Source organism: uncultured Alsobacter sp. (assembly GCF_945952055.1).
GTDB lineage: Bacteria > Pseudomonadota > Alphaproteobacteria > Rhizobiales > Beijerinckiaceae > Alsobacter.
On the sequence record NZ_CAMFHB010000032.1, the window covers coordinates 15,842 to 39,689 of the forward strand.

General features: G+C 70.0%; 18 protein-coding genes. 13 read left to right on the plus strand and 5 right to left on the minus strand.

Annotated elements, in window-relative coordinates; all coding sequences use genetic code 11:
- Positions 1–11: 11 nt before the first annotated feature.
- Positions 12–3,164 (minus strand): efflux RND transporter permease subunit, encoded by a 3,153-nt coding sequence (locus Q0Q47_RS20870; protein ID WP_293864165.1) that lies wholly within the window; start codon positions 3,162–3,164, stop codon positions 12–14.
- Between the two features lie 14 nt (positions 3,165–3,178).
- A complete protein-coding gene (locus Q0Q47_RS20875; protein WP_293864168.1) occupies positions 3,179–4,276 on the minus strand; it encodes an efflux RND transporter periplasmic adaptor subunit in 1,098 nt (365 codons plus the stop codon).
- Positions 4,277–4,453: 177 nt separating this feature from the next.
- On the opposite strand from Q0Q47_RS20875, the gene Q0Q47_RS20880 reads away from it, so the two are divergent.
- From Q0Q47_RS20880 to Q0Q47_RS20910, 7 genes are all read left to right on the plus strand, one after another.
- Positions 4,454–6,679: a cation:proton antiporter gene (locus tag Q0Q47_RS20880; protein ID WP_293864171.1), complete on the plus strand. Its 2,226-nt coding sequence runs from the start codon at positions 4,454–4,456 to the stop codon at positions 6,677–6,679.
- A gap of 99 nt (positions 6,680–6,778) precedes the next feature.
- A complete protein-coding gene (locus tag Q0Q47_RS20885) occupies positions 6,779–7,015 on the plus strand; it encodes a hypothetical protein (RefSeq protein WP_293864174.1) in 237 nt (78 codons plus the stop codon).
- A gap of 151 nt (positions 7,016–7,166) precedes the next feature.
- Entirely contained in the window at positions 7,167–10,175 is a 3,009-nt protein-coding gene (locus tag Q0Q47_RS20890; protein WP_293864177.1) for an AAA family ATPase, read from the plus strand.
- On the plus strand, positions 10,168–11,334 hold the full coding sequence (locus Q0Q47_RS20895) for a YcaO-like family protein (protein WP_293864180.1): 1,167 nt from the start codon (positions 10,168–10,170) through the stop codon (positions 11,332–11,334). Before Q0Q47_RS20890 ends, Q0Q47_RS20895 begins: the two co-directional genes overlap by 8 nt.
- Positions 11,324–12,109 (plus strand): TfuA-like protein, encoded by a 786-nt coding sequence (locus Q0Q47_RS20900; protein WP_293864183.1) that lies wholly within the window; start codon positions 11,324–11,326, stop codon positions 12,107–12,109. Before Q0Q47_RS20895 ends, Q0Q47_RS20900 begins: the two co-directional genes overlap by 11 nt.
- A gap of 28 nt (positions 12,110–12,137) precedes the next feature.
- Positions 12,138–13,334 carry a hypothetical protein gene (locus tag Q0Q47_RS20905; protein WP_293864186.1) on the plus strand — a complete coding sequence of 399 codons (1,197 nt, stop codon included), beginning with the start codon at positions 12,138–12,140 and terminating at the stop codon, positions 13,332–13,334.
- Between the two features lie 23 nt (positions 13,335–13,357).
- Positions 13,358–13,903 (plus strand): hypothetical protein, encoded by a 546-nt coding sequence (locus Q0Q47_RS20910; protein ID WP_293864189.1) that lies wholly within the window; start codon positions 13,358–13,360, stop codon positions 13,901–13,903.
- An 84-nt stretch (positions 13,904–13,987) separates the two neighbouring features.
- Here the strand turns inward: Q0Q47_RS20910 and Q0Q47_RS20915 are convergent, their stop codons facing one another.
- From Q0Q47_RS20915 to Q0Q47_RS20925, 3 genes are all read right to left on the minus strand, one after another.
- A complete protein-coding gene (locus tag Q0Q47_RS20915; protein ID WP_293864192.1) occupies positions 13,988–14,950 on the minus strand; it encodes an MBL fold metallo-hydrolase in 963 nt (320 codons plus the stop codon).
- Between the two features lie 155 nt (positions 14,951–15,105).
- A complete protein-coding gene (locus Q0Q47_RS20920) occupies positions 15,106–16,503 on the minus strand; it encodes an FAD-binding oxidoreductase (RefSeq protein WP_293864195.1) in 1,398 nt (465 codons plus the stop codon).
- A gap of 110 nt (positions 16,504–16,613) precedes the next feature.
- Positions 16,614–17,318: a GntR family transcriptional regulator gene (locus Q0Q47_RS20925; protein ID WP_293864198.1), complete on the minus strand. Its 705-nt coding sequence runs from the start codon at positions 17,316–17,318 to the stop codon at positions 16,614–16,616.
- Between the two features lie 114 nt (positions 17,319–17,432).
- On the opposite strand from Q0Q47_RS20925, the gene Q0Q47_RS20930 reads away from it, so the two are divergent.
- From Q0Q47_RS20930 to Q0Q47_RS20955, 6 genes are all read left to right on the plus strand, one after another.
- On the plus strand, positions 17,433–18,572 hold the full coding sequence (locus Q0Q47_RS20930) for a mandelate racemase/muconate lactonizing enzyme family protein (protein ID WP_293864201.1): 1,140 nt from the start codon (positions 17,433–17,435) through the stop codon (positions 18,570–18,572).
- A gap of 59 nt (positions 18,573–18,631) precedes the next feature.
- Complete coding sequence (locus Q0Q47_RS20935; protein WP_293864204.1) at positions 18,632–19,870, plus strand: sugar ABC transporter substrate-binding protein; 1,239 nt, start codon at positions 18,632–18,634, stop codon at positions 19,868–19,870.
- Positions 19,871–19,928: 58 nt separating this feature from the next.
- Positions 19,929–20,753, plus strand: a complete 825-nt coding sequence (locus tag Q0Q47_RS20940) for a phytanoyl-CoA dioxygenase family protein (protein WP_293864207.1) — start codon at positions 19,929–19,931, stop codon at positions 20,751–20,753.
- 158 nt (positions 20,754–20,911) lie between these two features.
- Positions 20,912–22,030 carry an enolase C-terminal domain-like protein gene (locus Q0Q47_RS20945; protein ID WP_293864210.1) on the plus strand — a complete coding sequence of 373 codons (1,119 nt, stop codon included), beginning with the start codon at positions 20,912–20,914 and terminating at the stop codon, positions 22,028–22,030.
- Positions 22,031–22,032: 2 nt separating this feature from the next.
- Positions 22,033–22,986: a carbohydrate ABC transporter permease gene (locus Q0Q47_RS20950; protein ID WP_293864213.1), complete on the plus strand. Its 954-nt coding sequence runs from the start codon at positions 22,033–22,035 to the stop codon at positions 22,984–22,986.
- Positions 22,987–23,039: 53 nt separating this feature from the next.
- The gene (locus Q0Q47_RS20955; protein WP_293864216.1) at positions 23,040–23,837 is read left to right on the plus strand and encodes a carbohydrate ABC transporter permease; all 798 of its coding nucleotides are present in this window, start codon (positions 23,040–23,042) and stop codon (positions 23,835–23,837) included.
- The last annotated feature ends 11 nt before the right edge of the window (positions 23,838–23,848 follow it).

Consider the following 23,848-nt stretch of genomic DNA (forward strand, 5'->3'; position numbering starts at 1 on the left):
GGGTGTGCTCACTATTCGGCAGCCAGAAGTGGCGGCATCGCCGGAGGGGCGCGGTCGGACGCCGCCGGCGAGAGGGAGGCCGCCGGCGGCGCCGCCTGCGCTGGCACCCCGAGCGACCGGCGGAACCAGAGCGCATAGAGGGCCGGCAGGAAGAGCAGGGTCAGGAAGGTCGCAACGAACAGGCCTCCCATGATCGTGATTGCCATGGGCCCCCAGAAGGCGGAGGTCGACAGCGGGATCATGGCGAGGATGGCCGCCAGCGCGGTCAGGACGACCGGTCTCGCCCGCCGCACCGTGGCCTCCACGATCGCCTCGCCGCGCGACAGGCCGTCGGCCACGTCGTGCTCGATCTGGTCCACCAGGATGACCGTGTTGCGCATGATCATCCCGGCGAGCGCGATGAGGCCGAGCAGGGCCACGAACCCGAACGGCTTGTTGGTGAGGTTGAGGGCGAGCGAGGCCCCGACGATGCCCAACGGCGCCGTCAGGATGACCAGCAGCAGGCGCGAGAAGCTCTGCAACTGCAGCATCAGGATCGTCGCCATCGCCAGGATCATGACCGGGAAGACGGCCGCCAGGGAGGCGTTGCCCTTGGCGCTCTCCTCGATCGCCCCGCCCATGTCGATCCGGTAGCCGGGCGGAACCGACGCCCGCAGGTCGGCCAGGCGGCTCCACAGGCGGGTGCTCACGTCCGGCGGCTGCACACCGTCCACCACGTCGGCGCGCACGGTGATCGCCATGTCGCGGTTGCGCCGCCACAGGATCGGCTCCTCGTGGGAGTACTCGATGCGCGCCACCTGCGACAGCGGGATGGGCGTGCCGTTGCGGGTGACCACGGTCAGGTCCCCGATGCGCCCGAGGTCGACGCGTTCCTCCTTCACGGCGCGCGCCACCACGTCGACCCGCTCGGTCCGGTCGCGGACGGTGGTGACGGGGACGCCGCCGATCAGCGTGTCGAGGGTCTGCGCCACGCTGGTGGGGTCGAGCCCGAGCAGGCGGGCGCGATCCTGGTCGAGCACCAGCCGCACGCTCGGCGTCTGTTCGTTCCAGTTCAGGTTCGGGTCGACGACGGCCGGGTCGCCCTTCACGACGTCCCGGACCTTGAAGGCGATGTCGCGCACGGTCTTGGGGTCGGCTCCGACCACCCGGAACTGCACCGGGAATCCGACGGGGGGACCGAAGTTGAAGCGGTCCACGCGGACGCGGGCCTGGGACAGCGCGCCGTCCGCGAGCCGTCCCTCGATCTTCGCCTTCACGCGCTCGCGCGCCTCGACGTCGCGGGCCACGATCACGATCTCGGCGAAGGCCTCGTTCGGCAGCTGCGGGTTCAGTCCCAGCCAGAAGCGCGGCGAGCCCTGGCCGACATAGGACGTCCACGTGGCGATGTCCTTGTCGCCGGAGACGATGCCCTCCGCCTCACGCACGGCCGCGAGCGTCGACTGGATCGAGGACCCCTCCGGCAGCCGCATCTGGAAGAACAGTTCCGGGCGTTCCGACAGCGGAAAGAACTGCTGCTGCACGCGGCCGAAGCCGACGATCGAGCCCGCGGTGACGGCCACCGTGGCCAGCACCACCACGACCCGGCGCCGGACGCACCATGCGATCACCGCCCGCAGGGCCCGGTATGGCCGCGTCTCATACACCGCGTGCGGGTTCGCATGGGCCTTGCCGTGCCTGGCGAAGTCGGGAAGCAGCTTCACCCCGAGATAGGGCGTGAACACCACCGCCACGATCCAGGATGCGACCAGGGCGATCGCCACCACGGTGAAGATGCCGCCGGCGTATTCGCCGACCGAGGAGGCCGCGAAGCCCACCGGCAGGAAGCCGGCCGCCGTCACCAGCGTCCCGGTCAGCATGGGGAAGGCGGTCGACTCCCAGGCGAAGGAGGCGGCCTTCATCCGGTCGACGCCCTGCTCCATCTTCACCACCATCATCTCCACCGCGATGATGGCGTCGTCGACGAGCAGGCCGAGCGCGATGATGAGGGCGCCGAGCGTGATGCGGTGCAAATCGAGGCCGATGACGTTCATCACCATGAACACGGCCGCCAGCACGAGCGGCACCGACAGGGCCACCACGATCCCGGTGCGCAGGCCGAGCGAGATGAAGCTCACCACGAGCACGATCCCGAGCGCCTCCACAAAGGACCGCGCGAACTCGCCCACGGCATGGTCCACCACCGCGGGCTGGTCGGCGACGCGGGCGATCTCGATGCCCTGCGGGGCGCGGCTCTCGAAGGTGGCCAGCGTCTCGTCGAGGTGCTTGCCGAGCGTGAGCAGGTTGCCGCCGCGGGCCATCACGACGCCGACACCAACGGCCGTCCGGCCTTCCTGGCGGACGAGGTAGGAGGGGGGATCGACGAAGCCCTTGCTCACGGACGCCACGTCGCCGACGCGGAACACCTTGCCGCCGGCCTCGATCGGCGTGTCGGCCACGGCGCGCACGCCGTCATAGGCGCCGCTCACGCGAAGCGCGATGCGCTGCGCGTCGGTCTGGACCACGCCGGCCGAGGCCACCGCGTTCTGCCGGGTCAAGGCATCGAAGAGCTGGCGCGGCTCGATGCCGAGCGTGGCGAGCTTGGCGTGGCTGAACTCGACGAAGATCTTCTCGTCCTGGGTGCCGTAGAGGTTCACCTTCACGACGTCGGGCACGCGCAGCAGGTCCTGCCGCAGCGCCTCGGCCACGGCCTTGAGCTGCGCCGGATCGGCGCCCTCCGCGGTGACCATGTAGAGCAGCGAATCGACGTCGCCGTACTCGTCGTTGATCGAGGGGCCGACGAGGCCGGCGGGAAGCTGCGGGCGCAGGTCGGTGATCTTCTTGCGCAGGACGTAGAAGAGATAGGGCACCTGCGCCGGCGGGGTGTTGTCCCGGAAGACGACCTGCATGGCCGTGAAGCCCGGCTTCGCATAGGTCTCGACCTTGTCGAAGTAGGGCAGTTCCTGGAGCTTCTTCTCGATGGGATCGGCCACCTGCTCCTGCATCTCCGTCGCGGTCGCGCCCGGCCAGGCCGCGGTGACGACGGCCACCTTGATGGTGAACGAGGGGTCCTCCGAACGGCCGAGACGCAGGTAGGACAAGGTCCCGCCGACCGCCAGCGCGAGGATGAAGAAGAGCACCAGCGTCGGGTGACGAACGGCCCAGGCCGAGAGATTGAACGCGCGCATGACGTGGCTCCCCCTCACAGGCCCAACTGGCTGACGACACGGACCTTCTGGCCCGGCTCGAGCTTGTGGACGCCGAGCGCGACGACCTGCTCGCCCTCCGCCACGCCGCTTTTCACAACGACCTCGCGCGCTTCGTAGCGGGTCACCTCGACCGGCCGCAGTGTCACCAGACCCTGCTGGTCCACGGTCCACACCGAGGGACCGTTGCCCTGGTTGAAGAGCGCCGAGAGGGGCAGGCGCAGGGCGGCCGTCGACCGCGGCGGCGCCGAGGCGAGCGTCGCGGTCATGCCGAGCTTCACCGCATCGTCGGCCTCGGGCAGCGAGAAGCGCGCCGTGTAGGTGCGCGTCGCCGCATCGGCGACCGGCGACAGTTCGCGCAGCATCGCCCGGTAGCGCCGGTCGGGGGCCGACCAGAGCGCCAGGCTGGACTCCGCGTCGCCGATCGACGCCACGAAGGATTCGGGCACGGCGACCACCGCTTCGCGTTCGCCCGACCGGGCGATGCGGATCGCGGTCTGCCCCGCGCTCACGACCTGCCCGGGCTCGACCAGGGTCGCCGTGACGACACCCTCCGCGTCGGCCTTGAGCGTGGCGTAGGCCGACGCGTTGCGGGCCAGGGCCACGGCACGCTCGGCCCGGTCCAGTCGGGCGCGAAGGTCGTCGGCCGCCGCCTTCTGGCGCTCGTAGGTCGAGTCCGTCGACCAGCCCTGCCGGCGCAGGGACAGAATGCGCTGCTCCTCGGCCTCCGCCTGCGCGAGGCTGGCGCCGACGGAGCGCAGGTCCGCCTCGGCCTGCTCGCGCTGCAGGGTCAGGTCGGTGTCGTCCAGCAGGGCCAGCGGCTGCCCGGCCGCGACCGTCTGGCCGACGTCCACCAGCCGTCGGGCCACCTTGCCCGGGACGCGGAACCCCTGGTCGATCTCGATGCGCGGGCGGATCACCGCGACGAAGTTGCGCGCCTCATCGGGCCGCTCGCCACGCACGGTGGCGACGTAGACCGGTCTCAGCTGCGCCGCGGGCGGGGCTGCCGGGGTCGCCGGCTGACAGGCGGCCACGAGCACGGACAAAAGAGCTACGACGCCGGCGCGGGCGCCGGTCGCAAGAGTCAGGGGCATGGCAACCTCTCAGGCAGCGAGTGGCACGACTGTGAGATGAGCGCTGACGAAAGTCAACATTCGTCACTCATCATTCGTCCTGCGTCGGGGCTGGTGCCGCGACCCGGTGAAGACGGGCTGGAACGAGCGGAGCAGCGCGGCCGTTGAAGGACCTCTGGGGGCAGTCCGCACGGCTCGATGACATCCACATCCCTTCTTCGTCCCACGGGCCGCGCGGCAGCGCTGGCGGCCTGTCTTCTCGTGCCGACCGCGGCCGCGGCGGCACAGGCCGCCGGCGGCCCATCCGAAGTGCTCTTCCTGGCGCAGATCCTCGTGCTGATCGTCGCGGGGCGGCTGATGGGCGAGTTCATGGAGCGGATCGGGCAACCCGCAGTCATGGGCCAGCTCCTGGCCGGCATCATGCTCGGCCCGTCGCTCTTCGGTCTGCTGGCACCCGAGTGGCAGCACGCGCTGTTTCCGTCGTCGCCGACGCAGAAAAGCATGATCGACGCCGTGGCGCAGGTCGGCGTGCTCATCCTGCTCCTGCTGGCCGGCATGGAAACCGACCTGGTGCTGGTAAACCGCGTACGGCGCGCCGCCGCCACGGTGTCGATCAGTGGCATCGCGCTGCCCTTCGCCTGCGGCGTCGCGCTCGGCGAACTCCTGCCCGACTCGATGATCGCCGATCCGGAGCGGCGCCTGATCACCGCGCTTTTCCTGGGCACCGCGCTGTCGATCTCCTCGGTGAAGATCGTCGCCATCGTCGTGCGCCAGATGGACTTCTCGCGGCGCAACGTCGGCCAGGTCATCCTGGCCTCCGCCATCATCGACGACACCATCGGCTGGATCATCATCGCGCTGACCTTCGGCATCGCCAGCACGGGCGTGCTCGAGGCCTGGCCGATCGTGCGCAGCATCGCCGGAGCGGTCCTCTTCCTCGGCGTCTCGCTGACCATCGGACGGCGCATCGTCGCCACCGCCATCCGGCTCACCAACGATCACTTCGTGGGCGAGCTCCCGGTGGTGTCGGTCGTCCTCGTGATCATGGGAACGCTGGCGCTGATCACCGACGCCCTCGGCCTCCACACCGTGCTCGGCGCCTTCGTCGCCGGTGTGCTCGTGGGCGAATCGCCGATCCTGACACGCAAGATCGAGGAGCAGCTCCGCGGTCTCACCGCGGCCCTGTTCATGCCCGTGTTCTTCGGCCTGTCGGGGCTCGGCACGGACCTCACGGTGCTGGCCGACCCCCATCTCCTGGCCGTCAGCGTCGCCCTCGTGCTCATTGCCAGCGTCGGCAAGTTCGCCGGCGCCTTCGTCGGCGGGGCGCTCGGGGGGCTGACGACGCGTGAAAGCACGGCGCTGGCCTGCGGCATGAATGCGCGCGGGTCCACCGAGGTGGTGGTGGCCTCCATCGGGCTGTCGATGGGCGTGCTGTCGCAGACCCTTTACACGATGATCGTCGCGATGGCGGTGATCACCACGCTGGCCATGCCGCCCTCGCTGCGGTGGGCCTTGCGGCGCCTGCCGCTGCGGCCCGAGGAGAAGCAGCGCCTCGAGCGCGAGGCCTACGAGAGCCAGAGCTTCGTGGGAGCCTTCGAACGGTTGCTGGTCCTGTCGGATCCGGCGGCGGGCGGGCGGTTCGTCTCGCGCCTGGCGGGGCTTCTCGCCGGGCCGCTCGGGATCCCGGTGACGACGCTGGTCCAGGCCACGGACGACGGCTCGGAAGCCGCCGCCGCCCAGTCGGTCGTCCGCACGGGCGCTGACGAGGGCCGGAGCACGGCCGGCGACGACCTCGCGCGGCGTGACGTAGACGTCACGACCCGCGCGGTGGCCGGCACGCCCGCCGCCGCCGTCGCGGAGGAGGCCCGGCGCGGCTACGACCTGCTTCTGGCGGCTGCGGGCGAAGACGACGGCGACGCCCGCCTCGACGAGACCCTGAAGGCCTTCGACGGCCCGGTGGCGCTGGCGTTCGTGCGGGGAGAGGCCCTGCGGCGCCCCGATTCGGGGCCCGGCCGGATCCTGGTTCCCGTCAACGGAACACCCTCGTCCCGCCGCGGCCTGGAGGTGGCGCTGCTGCTCGCGCGCGCCGCCCGCGCCGAGATCACGGCGGTCCATGTCAACGACGGGCGCCGCCGGGGTCTGCTGCGCGGCTTCTCGATCGGGCGCCGGCCCGACCTCGCGGTTTTGCGCGAGGCCACCGCCATGGCCGAAGCTCTCGACGTGCGGCTCACCACCCGGTTCGTGCGCCGGGGAGAGCCGATCGACGTGGTGCTCGGCGCGGCGTCGTCGGCGACGCTCGTGGTCATGGGGGTGACGCGCCGGCCAGGCGACGTGGCGCGGTTCGGCAGGGTTCCCGATGCCGTGGCGCTGGAGGCTCAGGCGTCCGTCCTGCTGGTTGCGACGGAGGGCCCGTCCGCCGCCTGAACCGCTGCCGGACGGGCCGTCGACCGTGTGTGTTTCCTAACATCAAGCTCCTGAAGAAGCGGGCAATCTGGCTTCACTCGAGAAGAGGGGAGACAGAAAATGTCCAAGCACGAACTCATCCCGTCACCGGCCCAGAACCTCGTCGAGGCTCTCGACGAACTGTCGCTGGTGATCTGCCGCGCACTCGGCGAGCGGTGCCTGATGTGTCACGTCAGCACCGACCTGCCCGTACCCGACATCGACGCCGAGGAGCTCGAGGCGGCGCTCTCCCGCGTCCGGCTGAGCCTTCGACAGTATCGCGACACGCGCCAGGACCATCTGCACGAGGGGCACTGACCGTGTCGCGGCGCCCGCGGGGCGTCGGCGCGGTGCCGGTCCGCAGGGCTCCGGCACCGCTTGGCACGCGGCTCCGGACAGCCCCTGGGGCATGGCCCGGGTCGATTGCCTCGTTGCGTGTAGGGCTCGCGACCATGCTACCATTGCGAGCATGACCATCGGTTTCGGGGGCAGAGCGTCGCATAACTTCGAGCTGGGCGGTGAGCGCCGCCAGCTGACGGCCCTGTTTTACGACGTGGTCGGCTCGACGGAGCACCTCCTCGGCTCCGATCCGGAGGATTTCGCGCGCCTCATGGGGGCCCTGCACGGGCGGATCGCGGAGATCGTCCGCCGCCACGGCGGATCCGTCGAGCGCACGGTGGGCGACGGCGGCAGCAGCTATTTCGGCTATCCCCGGCCGGCGGAGGACGCCGCCGAGCGGGCCGTGAACGCGGCCCTGGCCATCGTGTCGGAATGGAGCCAGGCCCCGGGCCTCGCCACGGCCCTGCAGGTGCGCGTCGGTGTCGCCACGGGAACGGTGGTGGTGCTGCGCGACAGCGGCGATCTCGTCGGGACGGCGATCGTCCTCGCCTCGCGGCTGCAGGGCGAGGCGGATCCCGCCAGCGTGCTCGTCTCCGACGAAACCTATGCCTTGACCAAGGCCGCCTTCGACTACGAACCCGCCGGGCATCGCATTCTCAAGGGCTTCCCCGCGGCCGTGCGGGCATGGCGCCCGCTGGCGGCCCGACCCGTTCTCGATCGCTTCGCCACGTTCCGGCGTCCGGAGGCTCCCCTCGCAGGGCGAGAGGCCGAACTGGCCCGCCTGGAAGCGGCGTGGGACGCGACGCTGAAGGGTCGCGGAGGGACACTGGTCATCAGCGGCGACGCCGGCATCGGCAAGTCGCGCCTGGTGGCGGAGCTGCGCAGGAAGGTGCAGGGCGCGCGCATCCAGATGCTGCAGTGCCAGCCCCACGGCGAGAACCAGCCTCTCCATCCGCTCGTCGACATGCTGCGCTCGGAGGTCGGCGAACTGACGGGCCTGGACGGCGAAGGCTTCGCCCGCCGGCTGCGCGGTGCGGGGCTCACGCCCCCGACGGAGGATCTCGACGCGCTCGCCGCCTTCGCCGGGACCGGCGGAGAGCGCAGCGCCACCGACCTGCTGACCGGAGACCTGAGCGGCGCCAAGTTCCGGACCCGTGTCATCAAGGCCAGCGCCGCCCTGCTCGTGCCGGGCAGCGGGCCTGGCCTCCTCGTCGTCGAGGATCTCCACTGGGCCGACAGCCTCACGCTCGAGCTCGTGCGGCAGCTCATCGACAGGGTCGCCGACGCGCCCGTGCTCCTGGTGCTCACGCAGCGTCACGCGGCCGAAGCGGACCTGCGCGAGGCGCCGGGGGTCGACGTGCTGCGCCTTGGCGGGCTCGCGCCCGCGGCCATGCCGGACCTGGTGGCGTCCGTGTGGCCCGACTCGCCCGCGGGAATCGCCGCCTTCGCCCATGCCAAGAGCGACGGACTGCCGCTCTATGCCGAGGAACTGCTGGCCTTCATGCGCCAGCGCCTGGGCGACGCGCCGGCCGACGCGGCGCAATGGCAGGCCCTCTGGCGCGAAAGCGGCATCGTGTCGCTCAACGACCTCGTGGCGGCTCACCTCGCCGACCTCGGGCCGGCCAGGCGGACGGCCCAGATCGCCAGCGCGCTGGGGCGCGAGTTCGGCATCGAGACTTTGGCGCGCCTGTTCGACCGCACGGCCGACGACGAGCGGCTGGGCGGCGAGGTGGCGACGCTCCTCGGCCATGGCGTCCTGCAGCCCGGCGACGCCGGAGCCTCGGTGCTGCGGTTTCGCCACGCCCTGCTGCAGGAGGCGGCCTATGCCAGCCTGCTGAAGGCCGATCGCCGGCAGATCCACGCCCGCATCGTGTCCCTGATCGGAGACGGCGGCACGCACGGCATCCCCGATGACGTGGCGGCGTGGCACGGCGTCGAGGCCGGCCTCGCCGACGCCGCCGCGCGCTACGCGACGCGCGCCGCGGAAGCCTGCGTCATCCGCTGCGCCATGACCGAGGCCGACCGCCTGCTGGCGCTCGCCGAGCAGCAGCTCGAGGCCTTGCCGAAGGACGACGACCGCGCGGGCCGGCTCCTGCAGGTTCTCGAACTGCGGGGTGTCGTCGCGGCCGCGCTGCACGGCCGCGGTTCGCCGCAGACGCGTGGCGTCTACGAGGCGGCCGTGGAACTGTGCCGGGGGCGCGGCGACGCGCTGCAGAAGGAGCACTTCGCCCTCTATTGGGGCTGGTGGTTCACGGCGCCCGACTTCGCCACCCAGCAGGTGCGCTCGCGCATCCTGCTGGACGACATGGAAGGCGTGAACGACGAGGAGGTGCGCCTCCAGTCGCTGCACTGTGCCTGGGCCACCTCGTTCCACGGCGGACGGCACGACTTCTGTCTGGATTGCGTCGACCGCGGGCTGGCGCTGTACGACCCGGGCCGGGCCGACCGCAACCGTGCGCGCTATGGCGGGCACGATGCGCGCGTGTGCGGGCTGGGCGAGAGGGCCTTGTCGCTGTGGTTCCTGGACGATCCGGACGGATCGGAGGCCGCCATCGCCGATTGCCTGGCCTGGGGCGAGACGATCGACCACGTCGGCAGCCTGTTCCACGCTCTCGACTACGCGGTCGTGCTCAACCGCTATCGCGAGGACCATGCCGCGGTGCTGCACTTCGCCAACCGGATGGAGGCCATCGCCGCGGAGCACGCCATGCCCGGCGGCCGCGCCAAGGCGCTCCTGTTCGGGGGCTGGGCGGAGGCGATGGCGCACGATCCCGAGCGGGGCATGCGCCGCTTCCAGGAGGGCTACGACCTGCAGCGCAGGATCGGCACGGAGGAAAACCTGCCGATCTATTCGGACATGCGGGCCGCCATCCTCGCCCGGACGGGCCGGCATGCCGAGGCAATGCGGCTGATGGAAGACGCCATCGCCAAGAGTCAGGCGGTCGGCCAGCTGTTCTGGCTCGCCGAACTCTACCGCACCCGCGCCTCGCTGGCGCGCGCGCTCGGGCAACCCGGCGAGATGGTCCGGCTCGATCTCGTGCGGGCCCGCGACACGGCGCGCGAGCAGGGCGCGATCGCGCTGGTGCGCCGCGCCGAGGCCGACCTGGCGGCGCTGGAGGCCGGCTCCGCCGATGATTGACGAGGTCGTCGCGCTGCAGGCGCTGCGACGTCTCGCCGAAGGGCAGGCCGACGACCGGGCGCCCCCCGGTCCCCAGGCGCTCCTGGCGAGCCTCCTGCGCCGACGCGCCGCCTTCGGCATCACGCGGGTCGGCTCCGTCACGCGGCTCGGGCGCATCGGCCTGCCGGTCGTCCAGGCCGTCAGGCCGCTCGCGCTTTCCAATGCCGTCACCCAGGGCAAGGGCACCGACTCCACGCAAGCGGCCTTGTCAGCCGTGCTCGAAGCCATCGAGACCTGGGCCGCCGAACGCGCGCCGGACCGTGCCGGTCCACCTCGCGCTCCGGCGGACGACGAGATCGAGACCTGGTCCTCCCTGTGGCCCGACGATGGACCGCCCGCCGGCACGCGCTGGATCCAGGCTGTCGACCTCTTGGACGGCCGTGCGGGTGCCGTTCCGCTGGCCCTCGTCGACACCGTCTACACGTTGCCGTCGCCGCATCCGTCCTGTTTCGTGCGCACCACCACCGGGCTCGGCGCGGGCCCCACCTGGCATCACGCCGCCACCCATGCCGCGCTCGAATGCGTGGAGCGCGAGGCCCTGTGGCGGGCCCGTCGCAGGCCGCATTTCTTCGACCGGCACCAGGTCGACATCGCCACGGCAGCGGCGCCCGTGACCGGTTTGGTGCACCGCCTGCACGAGGCGGGGCTCGTGGTCGGCGCCTGGCGCGTGCCGGCTCCCCTGCCCGTCTACTGGTGCCACGTCATGGAAGACGGCCGGGGTGACGAATTCGCCCCGCTGCCCGCGGAGGGGTTTGGCTGCGACCTGACGGAGGGTGGCGCGCTCATGCGGGCGGTGCTCGAGGCCTGCCAGGCGCGCCTCACGGCCATCGCCGCCGCCCGCGAGGATCTGACGTCCGACCGCTATGCTCCGGGCGTCGATCGCGAGCAGCTCGCGCGCTGGCGCCTGACGCTCGCCTCCGGGAGCGTCCCCGTGCCCGTCGAGGCACCGATGCCCGAGGGCGACCGGCTCTCCGCCAGCCTGCAGGCCTTGCGCCTCCTGGGTGCCCGCCGGGTCATGGCGGTGCCTCTGGCCGACGTCCCGGAGCTGCCCCTGGCGGTGGTGCGCGTCGTGGCGCCGCCCCTGCACACCGATCCGCGCGAGGGCCGGTATGGCGTCTGACGTGGTCGTGTTCCTGGGACCCTCGCTGCCGCTGGACGAGGCCCGCTCGATCCTGGCGGCCGACTATCGTCCGCCGGCCGCGACCGGCGACGTGGCGAGGGCCGTGCTCGACGGGCCTCCCCGGGCCATCCTGCTGATCGACGGCGTCTTCGCGCGTCGTCCCGCGGTGCGCCACAAGGAGATCCTGTTCGCGCTGGCCACCGGCGTGAAGGTCTATGGCGCGGCCAGCATGGGGGCGCTGCGGGCCGCAGAACTCGAAGCCTGTGGCATGGTGGGCATCGGCTTCTGTTTCCGCTGGTACCGCGCGACGACGCTGGCCGACGACGACGAGGTGGCGGTTGCGATGGCGCCCCAGGAATTGGGCTCGGCGGCGCTGTCCGACGCGCTCATCGACGTGCGCGCCTCCCTGGCGCGGGCCCGCCGCGCCGGTGTCCTCGACCCGCAGGTGTGCCGTGACCTGGTGTCGGTGGCCCGCGCGCTCCCCTTCGTCGACCGCACCTACGACAGGATCCTGGACGAGGCGCGCCATCGCCTGGCGCGGGCGGATATCGACCGGCTCGCCGCATGGCTGGCCACCGGCGCCGTGTCGCGCAAGAGCGACGACGCCCGCGCCGCGTTGCGCCTGCTGGCGACGGGCGGCGCCCCCGCGCCGCTCTGCCCCCCGCCGCCCTTCCGGCTCACGGAAGCCTGGGCCGCCGATCTCGATGCCGCCGGCCTGTGGGACGCGATGCGCGATCGCGGTCTCCAGTTGATCAGCGCCCAGACTCCCGCATAGGTTGCATTCGGGCGAGGGGGTGCGCCGGATGTCCGACACCGCGGAACCGAAGTCTGCTGCGCGTGCGGGTGCACGGCTGGGGACCCGTTTCCTCGTTTTTCCCCAGCCGCCTTTCGTGCCGGGCTACGAGCGTCCGGAGGTCGTCTGGCTGTCCGTGGCGCCGGGCGAGGTCCGGGCCGGGCCCCAGGATCGCCGCATGTACGTGGCGTCTCCGACGCGGGCCAAGCGTCCCTACCGGTATCCCGACCTGCCGCCGCTGCGCGGCCCGCGCCTGCCGCCGGTCGAACCCGGTCCAGACGGCCATTTCGACCATCTCGATCCCGCCAGCGAGGATTTCCTCGCCGCCCATGTCTATGCCTGCGTCCGCCGCGTCCTCGACGTCTGCGAGTCCTGGCTGGGCCGCCCCGTGCCGTGGTTCTTCGAGCCCACCTACGATCGGCTGGAGATCGTGCCCGTGATCCCCGGATGGGAGAACGCGCATTCCGGCTTCGGCTTCCTGGAGATGGGCGAGACTGCGGAGACCGGCCGCCCGTTTCCGCATGCCCTCAACTTCGATGCGATCGCGCACGAGACGGGCCACCTCATCCTGATGGGGATCGCCGGCACGCCGCGCGGAAAGGCGGGCCCTGACTTCTTCGCCTACCACGAGGCGGCGGCCGACATGGTCGCGCTCCTCGGGCTGCTGCAGTTCGACACCGCCATGGATCGGATCCTCAGGCGAACGCGCGGCAACCTGCTCGTTCACAACGAACTCGACCGCTTCGCCGAGATCAGCGACGAACGCCGGATCCGCTCCTTCAGCAACAGCCTGAAGCTCTCCGACGTCGGCTCCGAGGTGCATGACCGGTCCAAGCCCTTCGCGGGAGCGCTGTTCGACGCGCTGGTGGAGATCCACCAGACGCTGGCCTATGAGCGCGGGCTGTCCGGCATCGATCCGCGCGCGTTCCGGGATCTCCGGCGGGAGCTGTCGGACGCCGACATCCGTGGGGCCTTGGGCGGGGACAGCGGCGACTATGCCCTGCGCCATTTCGGCCTGAAGGGCGCGCTGGCCGAGGCCCGCGACGTGATTGGCGAAGCCCTGCTGGGGTCCTGGCCCCGGCTCGACCCCGACACCCTCGATTTCGCCACCGCCGCGGAGGCTTTCCTCGAGGCGGCATCGCGCGGCCGCGCCCGCACCTATGTCGCCCAGATCGAGGATTGCTTCGCCTGGCGCCAGATCATCTGAACCATCGACCGAGGAGGACACCCATGACCGACAGCAGCGACATTCCGGCTCCGCAGACCCCGCCGACCTTCATGCCCGACGGCGTGACGATCTACGGGGTCAAGCTCAACACCACTGCGGCTCCCTACGGCGAGGTCAAGGCCTCGGCGAGCACCGTCGCGGCGTCCGAGCGCACGGTCCTTCGCCTGGAACTGTGGAGCGAGGCCGCCTCCAGGAAACCGGCCCAGGCCCTGGGTCCGGCGGACTGCTCCATCGTCGTGGCCTACGGCTATTCCTACGAAGGCCATTGCTACCGCTTCGACAAGCCGCGCCTGCTGATGCTGCGCGGCGAGGGGGACCAGCCTGCCGTGGGCTGCGGCTTCGACGCGGTCCAGGACGGCAAGACCGGCCAGTCGGTCTATCGCATGTGGCAGCTGCGGGCGGACCAGCCGCTGATGGAGGTGCAGACCTCGCTCGGCACGGTCCAGTCGCTCGTGCTCGACGCCAACCTTCCGGGCAAGAGGGCTCCCAACACCTACGACAACGACATGCAGATGGCCCATCGCGGCGGCCGCCTGACGCGGGACTGAAAGGGAGAGCCGCGCGCCTGGAACGAAAAAGCCCGCCGGGGTGACCCCGGCGGGCATCGAGCGTGTCGGCTCGTGAGCCTCGGCTCAGAGCGTGTTCTGCCAGAGGGCCTGCTGGAAGTCGTAGCCCGCGCCGTCCTTCACCACGAAGCCCGTGGCGGGGAACGGGGCATGGTAGAACGACAGCCGGATCTTGTCGGCCGCGGCGCGGTCGAGCAGGCGCTTGCGGGTGTCGATCGCGCGCTGCGGATCCATGTCGAAGATCGCCTGCCACTCGGGGCGGCGGGCGAAGATGCCCGGGTGGTTGGTGATGTCGGCCACGAACATCATCTGCTGGTTGCCCGACGAGATCAGGTAGGCCGTGTGGCCCGGGGTGTGGCCGTCGGCCTGGATCGCGGTGATCCCCGGAACGACTTCCTTCTCCCAGCTCTGGCGGCGGACCTTGCCGGCCATGTCGGCGAACTGCTTGCGCACCAGCTGGAAGCCGCCCTTCATCGCCTCGGGCGCGTTGTTCATCTTGGCGTCGTCCATCCAGAACGCCCACTCGGCGTCCGGAACGACGATCTCGGCGTTGGGGAACACGAGCTTGCCGTCCGCAGCCTTCACGCCGCCGATATGGTCGCCGTGGAAGTGGCTGAAGGCGTGGACGTCGACGTCGCCCGGCTGGATGCCGGCGGCGGCGAGGTTCTTGGCGACGTTGCCGACCGGCCCGCCAGCTCCGCCGTTGCCGGCGTCGAACAGCACGACCTTGTCGCCCGTGTTCACGGCGAGGGCGGTGAAGGTGATGGTCAGCTTGTCGGCCGGCAGGCCGAGCTCCGCGAAGGCGGCCGAGACGTCGGCGTCCGAGGCGTTGCGAACGAAGCCCTTCGGCATGTCGCGCACGGCGACGCCGTCATGGAGGGCGATGACCTCGAACGATCCGATCTTGAAGCGATGGAAGCCCGCGTTCTGCTGGCCCGACATGGGCGCCTTGGCCAGGGCGGGGCCCGCGAGGGCTGCCCCGGCGGCGGCTGCGGTGCCGGCCAGGACGGTGCGACGAGTGATGGACATGGCTTTTCCCCCTCTGGGTGTGGGCTTTACAACCTCGGCAAACCTAGGGCTTGGGCAACAACTGCCAAGCTGTCCCTCCGTTCACCTTTTTGCGAGCGGCGCCAGGGGCTTTCGCTCGCGGTGGCCAACACCGCGGAGACGGATTTATTCCGCCCTCACACCACCTTTCCGGGGTTGAGGATGCCTTTCGGGTCGAGCGCCTGCTTCAGCCGCCGCATCGTGGCGAGCTCCGCGGGGGTCCGGCTGCGGTTGAGGTAAGGCTTCTTCACGGTCCCGATGCCGTGCTCCGCCGAAATGGTGCCCCCCGCGGCCCCCGCCATGTCGTAGACGAGGTCGTCCACCTCGTGCTCGGGCTGGTGCTGGCCCGCCGAGGGGACGTTGACGACGAGGTGCAGGTTGCTGTCGCCGATGTGGCCGTAGGTGAGGGCCCGCACGTCGGGCCAGCGCGCGGTGAGAGCGGCGATGGCGCGCTCGACGAAGTCTCCGATCGTGGTGGTCGGCAGGCCGATGTCGAAGGCGATGATCCGGCCCAGCACGCGGCCATACTCCGACACGCTCTCGCGCACCGCCCAGATCTCCTTGGTCTCGCGCTCCGAGCCGGCGACGATCACGTCGATCAGCACGCCGTCCTCCACGAGCGCGGCGAGACACTCCTCGAAGCGCTCCGCGTCCCGCCCGGGATCGAAGCCGCTCGCCTCGAGGATGACGTGGATGTCGCCCGCCGTCCCGAAGGGCCGGCGCAACTGCGGCAGCCCGCCATACATCGTCTCGTAGAAGCTCGGCCACATCACCTCGAAGGCGGTGAGCGAGGGCCCCAGCCGCTTGCGCGCGCCGGTGAGCAGGGCGAGCACGGCGGGGTAGTCGGCCACGCGGCACAGGGCCGTGGACACGGTGGTCGGCTTGGCCTGGAGACGCAGCACGGCGCGCGTGATCACGCCGAGCGTGCCCTCGGAGCCAATCAGCATCTGCTTGAGGTCGTAGCCGGCATTGTTCTTGAGCATCTTGTTGAGCGAGCGGACGACGGTGCCGTCGGCCAGCACGAACTCCAGCCCCAGCACGTGCTCGCGGGCCATGCCGTAGCGGATGACGCGATTGCCGCCGGCATTGGTGGAGATGTTGCCGCCGATGGCGCAGGAGCCACGCGCGCCGAGGTCGAGCATGAAGGCGAAGCCGGCCTCTTCCGCCGCGGCCTGCACCGTGGCGAGCGGCGTGCCGGCCTTGACCGTGATCGTCGCCATCACGGGGTCCACCTCCTCGACGCCATTCATGCGTTCGAGGTTGAGCACGACGCAGCCGGCAATCGGATGGGCACCACCGGCAAGACCCGTGAGGCCGCCCTGCGGCACGGCCGCGATGCCCGCCTCGTGGCACAGGCGCAGCGTGGCCGCGACGTGCTCGGTCTCCCGGGGCAGCACGACGGCGAGAGGCCGCACGGGGGCGAGTCCGCTCCAGTCGTGCCAGTAGCGCTCGGGGGCCTCGGCGCCGGGAACGACCGTGCCGGAGGGCAGGGCGGCGGTGAGGCGGCCCAGGAAATCGGCAGTCGTGTCTGTCATGCTGAACGTCCCGGATGTCTCCGCGCGAAGCGGCCCGCGCACCATCGGGGACGGTGACCATGTCCGTCAACCGCGCGGGCGGCACGGCTGCTCCGGCCGAAACGGAATGCTCAGAAGAAGCCGATGGCCCGCTGCATGGCCCGGGCGAAATGCACTTCGAGCGCCGCCTCCGCCGCCTGCGGATCGCGCTGGCGGCAGGCCCTCAGGATGTCGAGGTGCTCGTTCATGGTGCGGATCACGATCGGCGACGACAGCCGGAACTCGCGATCGAGCCGCACCAGTTGCACGAAGCGCTGCGCCTGCTTGTAGGCCGTCTCGGCGAGCGGATTGTCGAGCATGCTGACCACGGTGATGTGGAAGCCGAAATCCATCTCCTCGAGATCGCGCGCCGCGTCCACCGTGAGCTCCTTGCCGCGCACGCGATCGATCGCGGCATGGTGCTGCTCCTCGATCTCCTGCATCCGCTCGACCGAGGCGATCTCGGCGAAGGTGCGGATGGCCGCCCGCTCGAGGATGAGCCGCAGCTGGTAGGAGTTGCGCACCAGCGTGAAGTCCGGCTTGCGCAGCTCGATGCCGGAGCGGGCGTGGATCGTCAGCCAGCCCTCGGTCTGCAGGACGCGCAGCGCGTCGCGTAGCGGACCGACCGGCACTCCAAGGAGCCGCACCAGATCCTGCTGCGAGACGAAGGCGCCCGGCTCCAGGCGCCGGTCGAACAGCGCCTGCATGAAGCGGTCGCGCGCTAGGTCGCTGAGACTGCCCCCGCCGACATCGGCCGAGTTCGGCTCGGCAGGATTGGCGCTTGCGAGTGCCAGCATATGTGATCTATCTTTCATCCCAACTGATCTATCAGATTGCGCCACTGAAAAACAGGGCGCCAAGCAAAAGCAGAGCGCAAAGCCGCGGCAGAGCGCACCAGGGGAGACGACGGGATGCGGATCGAGGGCTATCGCCTCACGCGGTTCCAGTACAGGCGCGACCGGGTCATCGGCGACAGCCAGGTCCATATCGCCTTCGCGCACAATTTCACGCTCGAGCTGCACGCCGGCGGCAAGACCGGGCTGGGCTTCGGCCTCAGCCTTTTCCACCCGCTGCCGAACCTGGCCGAGATCGAGCGCGTGTTCCGCGAGGAAGCCTGGCCGGGGCTCGAGGGCCAGCCGCCGGCGGGCCTGATCCACAAGATCTCGCGCCCGCGCGGCGGCAATGCCCGGCGCATGGCGCTGCCCTTCGAGGAGGCCATCAACCAGGCTTGCTGGGACCTCGCCGCGCAGCAGGCGGGATTGCCGCTCTACCGGCTGCTCGGCGGCACCGATCCCAAGGTCCGATCCTATGCCAGCGGGTTGGACTACCACCTGAGCGACAAGCACTACGTCGAGCTGTTCACGCAGGCGGCGGCCCAGGGCCATCGCGGCTTCAAGATCAAGGTCGGCCATCCCGACGTCGAGTGGGATCTGCACCGGCTCAGGCTCCTGAAGGACGCCGTCGGGGACGTCGGGCCGGTGATGATCGATTCCAACGAGGCCTGGTCGCCCCGCGAGGCGATCCGCCGCCTCGACACGTATCGGCGGGCGGGCTTCGACATCCTGTGGGCCGAGGACCCGGTCATCCGCGACGACTACGACGGACTGCGCGAGGTGCGCGAGGGCGCGCCCTGGGTCCACGTGAACTCGGGCGAGTATCTCGACCTGCGCGGCAAGCGCCGCCTGATCGAGGCACGCGGGGTCGACATCCTCAATGTCCACGGCACGCCCTCGGACGTGATGCGGGCAGGCTGGCTCGCGGCCGAGCATGGCATCCAGGTGAGCCTGGGCAACACCATGCTGGAACTGGGCATCCACATGGCCGCCGCGCTGCCGGAGGCGCACTGGATCGAGTACAGCTTCCAGAACTACAACCACCTCGTCGAGGAGCCAGTCCTGATGAAGGACGGCTACGCCGTTGCGCCCGAGCGGCCGGGCCACGGCCTCGTCCTCAGCGAGGAGGCCCGCAGGGTCCATGCCTGCCCCGAAATCCAGGGCGCGGACGACCTGCCGCCGCCGCCTGCTTCATCGCCCATCCGCCTGAGCCCGTGACTGAACCAGACCGGCCGCGCCCACGAAGGCGCGAGCCCGCACGAGAGGGGAGAAACGCCATGCGCCTTGATCGCCGACAGGTCCTCGGGGGCCTTGCTGCCACGCCGTTCCTGACCGGAATGCCGCGGTCCGCCTTCGCCCAGAACGCCAGCCTCAACTACTGGCACCACTTCACCTCGACGACCGAATTCAAGGGTCTCGAGCGGGTGATGGCCGCCTTCAAGCAGAAGAACCCCGGCATCGCCGTCACCCAGGAGAACATCCCGAACCCCGAGTACATGTCCAAGATGACGGCCGCGGTGGTCGCCAACTCCAAGCCCGACACCTGCATGGTCGTGGCCGAGCGCGCCTCCGACCTGGTCGCCATGGGGGCGCTCGTCGACCTCTCGGACCGCATCAAGAAGTGGTCGCGCTACGCGGAATATCCCGCCCAGGCCTGGGCCGGCTCCACGGTGGGCGGCAAGATCTACGGCATCCCCGCCTTCACCTTCGTCGACTGGATGTACTACCGGAAGGACTGGTTCGCGGAGAAGGGGATCGCCCCGCCCAAGACCATGGCGGAGTTCCAGGAGGCGGCGCTGAAGGTGACCGATCCGTCCAAGAACCGCTTCGGCTTCTCGCTGCGCGGCGGCGCCGGCGGCTTCAAGTACGTCATCGACATGATCGAGGCCTGGGGCTCGCCGATCGTCGTCGACGGCAAGATGGCCATCGACAAGAAGAAGGCCACCGAGGCGGTCGCCTGGTACGCCGAACTCCTGACCAAGCACAAGGTGGTGCCGGCGAGCGCGCCCAACGACAGCTACCGGCAGATCATGGAGGCCTTCAAGACCGGCCAGACGGCCATGGTCTGGCACCACACGGGATCCCTCACCGAGATCCAGGCGGCGCTGAAGCCCGAGCAGTTCGGCACGCTGCCCATGCCGGCCGGCCCCGGCGGCCGCTCGGCGCGCCTCACCTACCTGTTCAACGGCATCGCCAACCCGGCCAAGGTCGACGCGGCGATGAACTGGATCTCCTACTGGGCCGAGCCCGAGCCGGCGATCGCCTTCCTCGAGGAGACCGGTTACTTCCCGTCTTCGCCCAAGGTCGCCTCCGACGAGCGCATCCAGAAGAATCCGCTCTACGCCGCGGCGGTCGAGACGACCACCTTCGGCAAGCTGCCGCCGACCTTCGTGGGCGTGGCCGGCTGGTCCGAGACGGTGGTTCTGCCGGAGTTCCAGAAGGTGCTGGTGGGCCGCCAGACCGCCGAACAGGCGGTGGATGCCATGATGAAGGGCCTCGAAGCCGCCCTGAGGTGACGACACGCCGGGGCGGCTCCGGCCGCCCCGCCTTGCCCCCGGCACGAGGAGACGAACGATGGCGACTTCCCTGAGCGCGGCCCAGATCCAGGCCTACAAGGACAACGGCGTGCTGTTCCCCTTCAGGGTGCTCGACGACGCCGAGATCGCGACCTTCCTGAAGGCCGTGGAGGGCATCGACGCCTTGTCCCCGGACCTGCGCAAGGGGCTCCTGCTGCACAAGAGCTACTACGTCTCGAAGCTGCTCACCGACCTGTGCAAGCACCCGCGAATCCTCGATGCCGTCGAGGGCGTCATCGGTCCCAACATCCTCGTGTGGGGCGCGAACTTCTTCCTGAAGGAGCCGAAGTCCGACGCCTATGTGAGCTGGCACCAGGACGCGACCTACTGGGGCCTGGAACCCTCCGACATCGTCACCGCGTGGGTGGCGCTCTCGCCCTCGACCGTCGAGAGCGGGTGCATGCGCGTGGTGCCCGGCACCCACAAGGGCGGCATCATGGCCCACAAGGAAACCTGGGCGCAGGACAACCTGCTCTCCCGCGGCCAGGAGATCGCCGTCGACGTCGATCTCGACAAGGTCGTGGACGTGGTCCTGAAGCCCGGCGAGATGTCGCTGCATCACGTCGACATCGCCCACAACTCCGAACCCAACCGGTCCAACCACCGCCGCATCGGCTTCGCGATCCGCTACGTCGGCGCCCACGTGAAGCAGGCCGGCGGCGTGCGTGACAAGGCCATGCTCGCCCGCGGCGAGGACCGTTGGCACAACTTCGACCTGGAGGGAGGCGCGTCCGGCGAATTCCTCCCCGCCGACATGGCCCGCCATGCGGCCTCGTGGGGCGGGACCAGGCTCGCGCCCAAGGCCCCGCAGAAGGCATCGTAGCCGCCGACAGGTCCCGCATCCTTCGACACGGCGCCTCCGGCGCCTGCTCAGGATGAGGACCTTTTTGAGCGCTGCACACACACAACGGTCCTCATCCTGAGCAGGCTGCGCAGCAGCCGTGTCGAAGGACGCAGGATCTCCCCGCCACGGAGAAACCCATGCGCATCACCGACATTCGCTGCTTCGTCCTCGAGACCACGCCCCCGAAGCACCGCTACCGCTGGCGCAACGGCCTGATGGGCTCGCACGACGCGTTCAGGCCGGGGCGCACACCGGTCACCGCCGTCATGCGCATGGAGACCGACGAGGGCATCGTCGGCGGCATTGAGATCGAGGGCTCTGCGCGCTACGCCCGCGGCCTCATGCAGCTCACGGACAACCGCCTGAAGAGCCTGATCGGCGCCGACCCGCTGGCCACCGAGCGGCTCTGGCACCTGATCTGGGAACTCGACCGCATCGACGAGATGATGATGACCCACCTCGGGCTCGTCGATCAGCTCGCCTGGGACATCAAATCGAAGAAGGCCGGAATGCCGCTCTGGCAGCTGCTCGGTGGCAACTCCAACAAGGTGCCGGCCTACGCGTCCACCGTCACCTGGGACACGATGGACGAGTACGAGCGCTACATCAAACAGAGCATGGACGAGGGCTTCACCGCCTTCAAGCTCCACGCCTGGGGCGACGCCAAGGAGGACGCGAAGCTCTCGCGCAACCTGCGCAAGTGGACCGGCCCCGACGCCGACCTGATGTTCGACGGATCGGCCGGCTGGGACTACGTCACCTCGATGTGGTTCGGGCGCGTGCTCGAGGAGTGCGGCTTCCTCTGGTACGAGGAGCCGATGCGCGAGTTCGAGCTGAACTCCTACCGCAAGCTTTGCGACGCGCTCGACATCCCCGTCCTGGCCGCCGAGACCTCCGACGGCTGCCACTGGAACATGGCGACCTGGATCCAGATGGGCGCGCTCGACATGACGCGCGTCAACACCAACTACAAGGGCGGCTTCACCGGCTCGATGAAGATCGCGCATCTCTCCGACAGCCACGGCATGCGGTGCCAGGTGCACGGCATGGGGCTCGCCAACGCGCAGCTCTGCGCCGCCATCCGCATCAACGACTACTACGAGCAGCTCGTCATCAATGCCGAGCAGATCGCCGACCTGAAGACACTCGGCAAGCTGGCGATCAAGGAGGGCATCCTCACGGTCAGCGACGAACCGGGTGTCGGCCACGACATCGACTGGGCCTGGGTCGAGCGCACCGCGATCGAGTCGGTCTGAGCATGGACGCCACAGGGGGACTCGCAGGCAAGGCGGTCACCGGTCCATCCCGGCGACGGAGGCTGCCGGGCCTCGGCGATCTCTCGGAGACGCGCTTCTGGGCCTACTGGCTCCTGGTGCCGAGCCTGGTGCTGATCCTCGCCGTCGTGCTCTATCCGACGCTGTGGGGCATCGGGCTCAGCTTCCGCGAGATGCGGCTCAACCGCCTCGACCTCGGGACCGGCTTCGTCGGCCTGAAGCACTACTACGCGATGGCCGACGACCCGGTGTTCTGGCTGTCGCTGCGCAACACCGTGGTGTGGACCGTCGGCGCCGTCGTCGGCGAACTGGGCCTCGGCCTCGCCGCCGCCCTGCTCCTCAACAAGGACCTGCCAGGCTTCCGGGCCGCGTCCGTCCTGCTGCTGCTGCCGTGGTTCCTGCCCAACGTCGTGGCCGGGCACATGTGGGCGCTGATGCTCGACCCGCGCCTCGGCGTCATCAACGACATGCTGGTGAAGGTCGGCATCCTCTCCCAGTACAAGGCGTGGTTCGCCGATCCCGACCTGGCGCTGGCCGCCGCCCTGGTGGTGGAGATCTGGCACGGCTTCCCGTTCTTCGCCCTGCTGCTGCTGGCCGGCCTGAAAGCCATCCCCAGCGACTATTACGAAGCCGCCGCCATCGACGGCGCCGGTCCGGTGAAGCAGTTCTGGTACGTCACGCTGCCCCAGCTGAAGGCGATCATCGTCGCGTCGGTGGTGCTGCGCGTCATCAGCCTGGTCAACTCGCCCGACATCATCCTGATCCTGACCGGCGGCGGCCCGGGGCGCTCGACGCTGGTCCTGTCCCTGCACGCCTTCCTGAAGGTCAACAAGGAGTTCAACTTCGGCTCCGGCAGTGCCGTCGCCGTGGTGCTCTTCCTGCTCCTGATGGCCTTCTCCTACCTCTATGTCCGCCTGTCCAACGTGATGAGGGACTGACCATGCCGATGGCCGGAACCCAACGAAGCCGGAAAATCGGGGACGCGCTGGCGATGGTCGCCGTCGCGGTGCTCGTGATCTTCGCGGTCTTCCCGATCGTGTGGGCCTTCCTCATCTCGCTGAAGCCGGAGGAGGACATCGTCACCGCGACGCTGACCTACATCCCGCGACGCGTCACCTTCGAGAATTACGTCGCCATCTGGACCCGGTCGAACTTCCCGACGCTCATCCTGAACAGTTCGGTGGTGACGCTCATCACCGTCGCCATCTGCACGGTCATCGGCACGCTCGCCTCCTACGCGGTGGCGCGCTACCGCTTCCTCGGCCGGCGCGAGCTGATGATGTTCTACCTCGTCATCCGCATGTTCCCGGCGGTGATGATCATCATCCCGCTCTTCATCCTGATGCGGGGGCTGGGGCTCCTCGACAGCCGCTTCGGGCTGGCGCTCGCCTACACGACCTTCCTGCTGCCCGTGTTCATCTGGATGATGAAAGGCTTCTTCGAGAGCGTGCCGAACGACCTCGAGGACGCAGCCCGCATCGATGGCGCCAGCCGCCTCGGCGCCATGGTCCGCGTCGTGCTGCCGCTCGTGCTGGGCGGCCTCGTCGCCACCGCGGTCTTCATCGCCATCGGCGCCTGGAACGAGTTCCTGTTCGCCCTGATGCTGACGACGAGCACGGGGTCGCGCACCTGGCCGGTGGGATTGCAGTTGATGGTGGGCGAGTTCCAGCTGCCCTGGGGCTCGCTGGCGGCCGGCGGCATCATCTCGATCGTCCCGGTGATGGTGCTCTTCGCCCTCGTCCAGCGCGCGCTCGTGCGCGGCCTCACCGCCGGCGCCGTGAAGGGCTGAACGGAACGCGG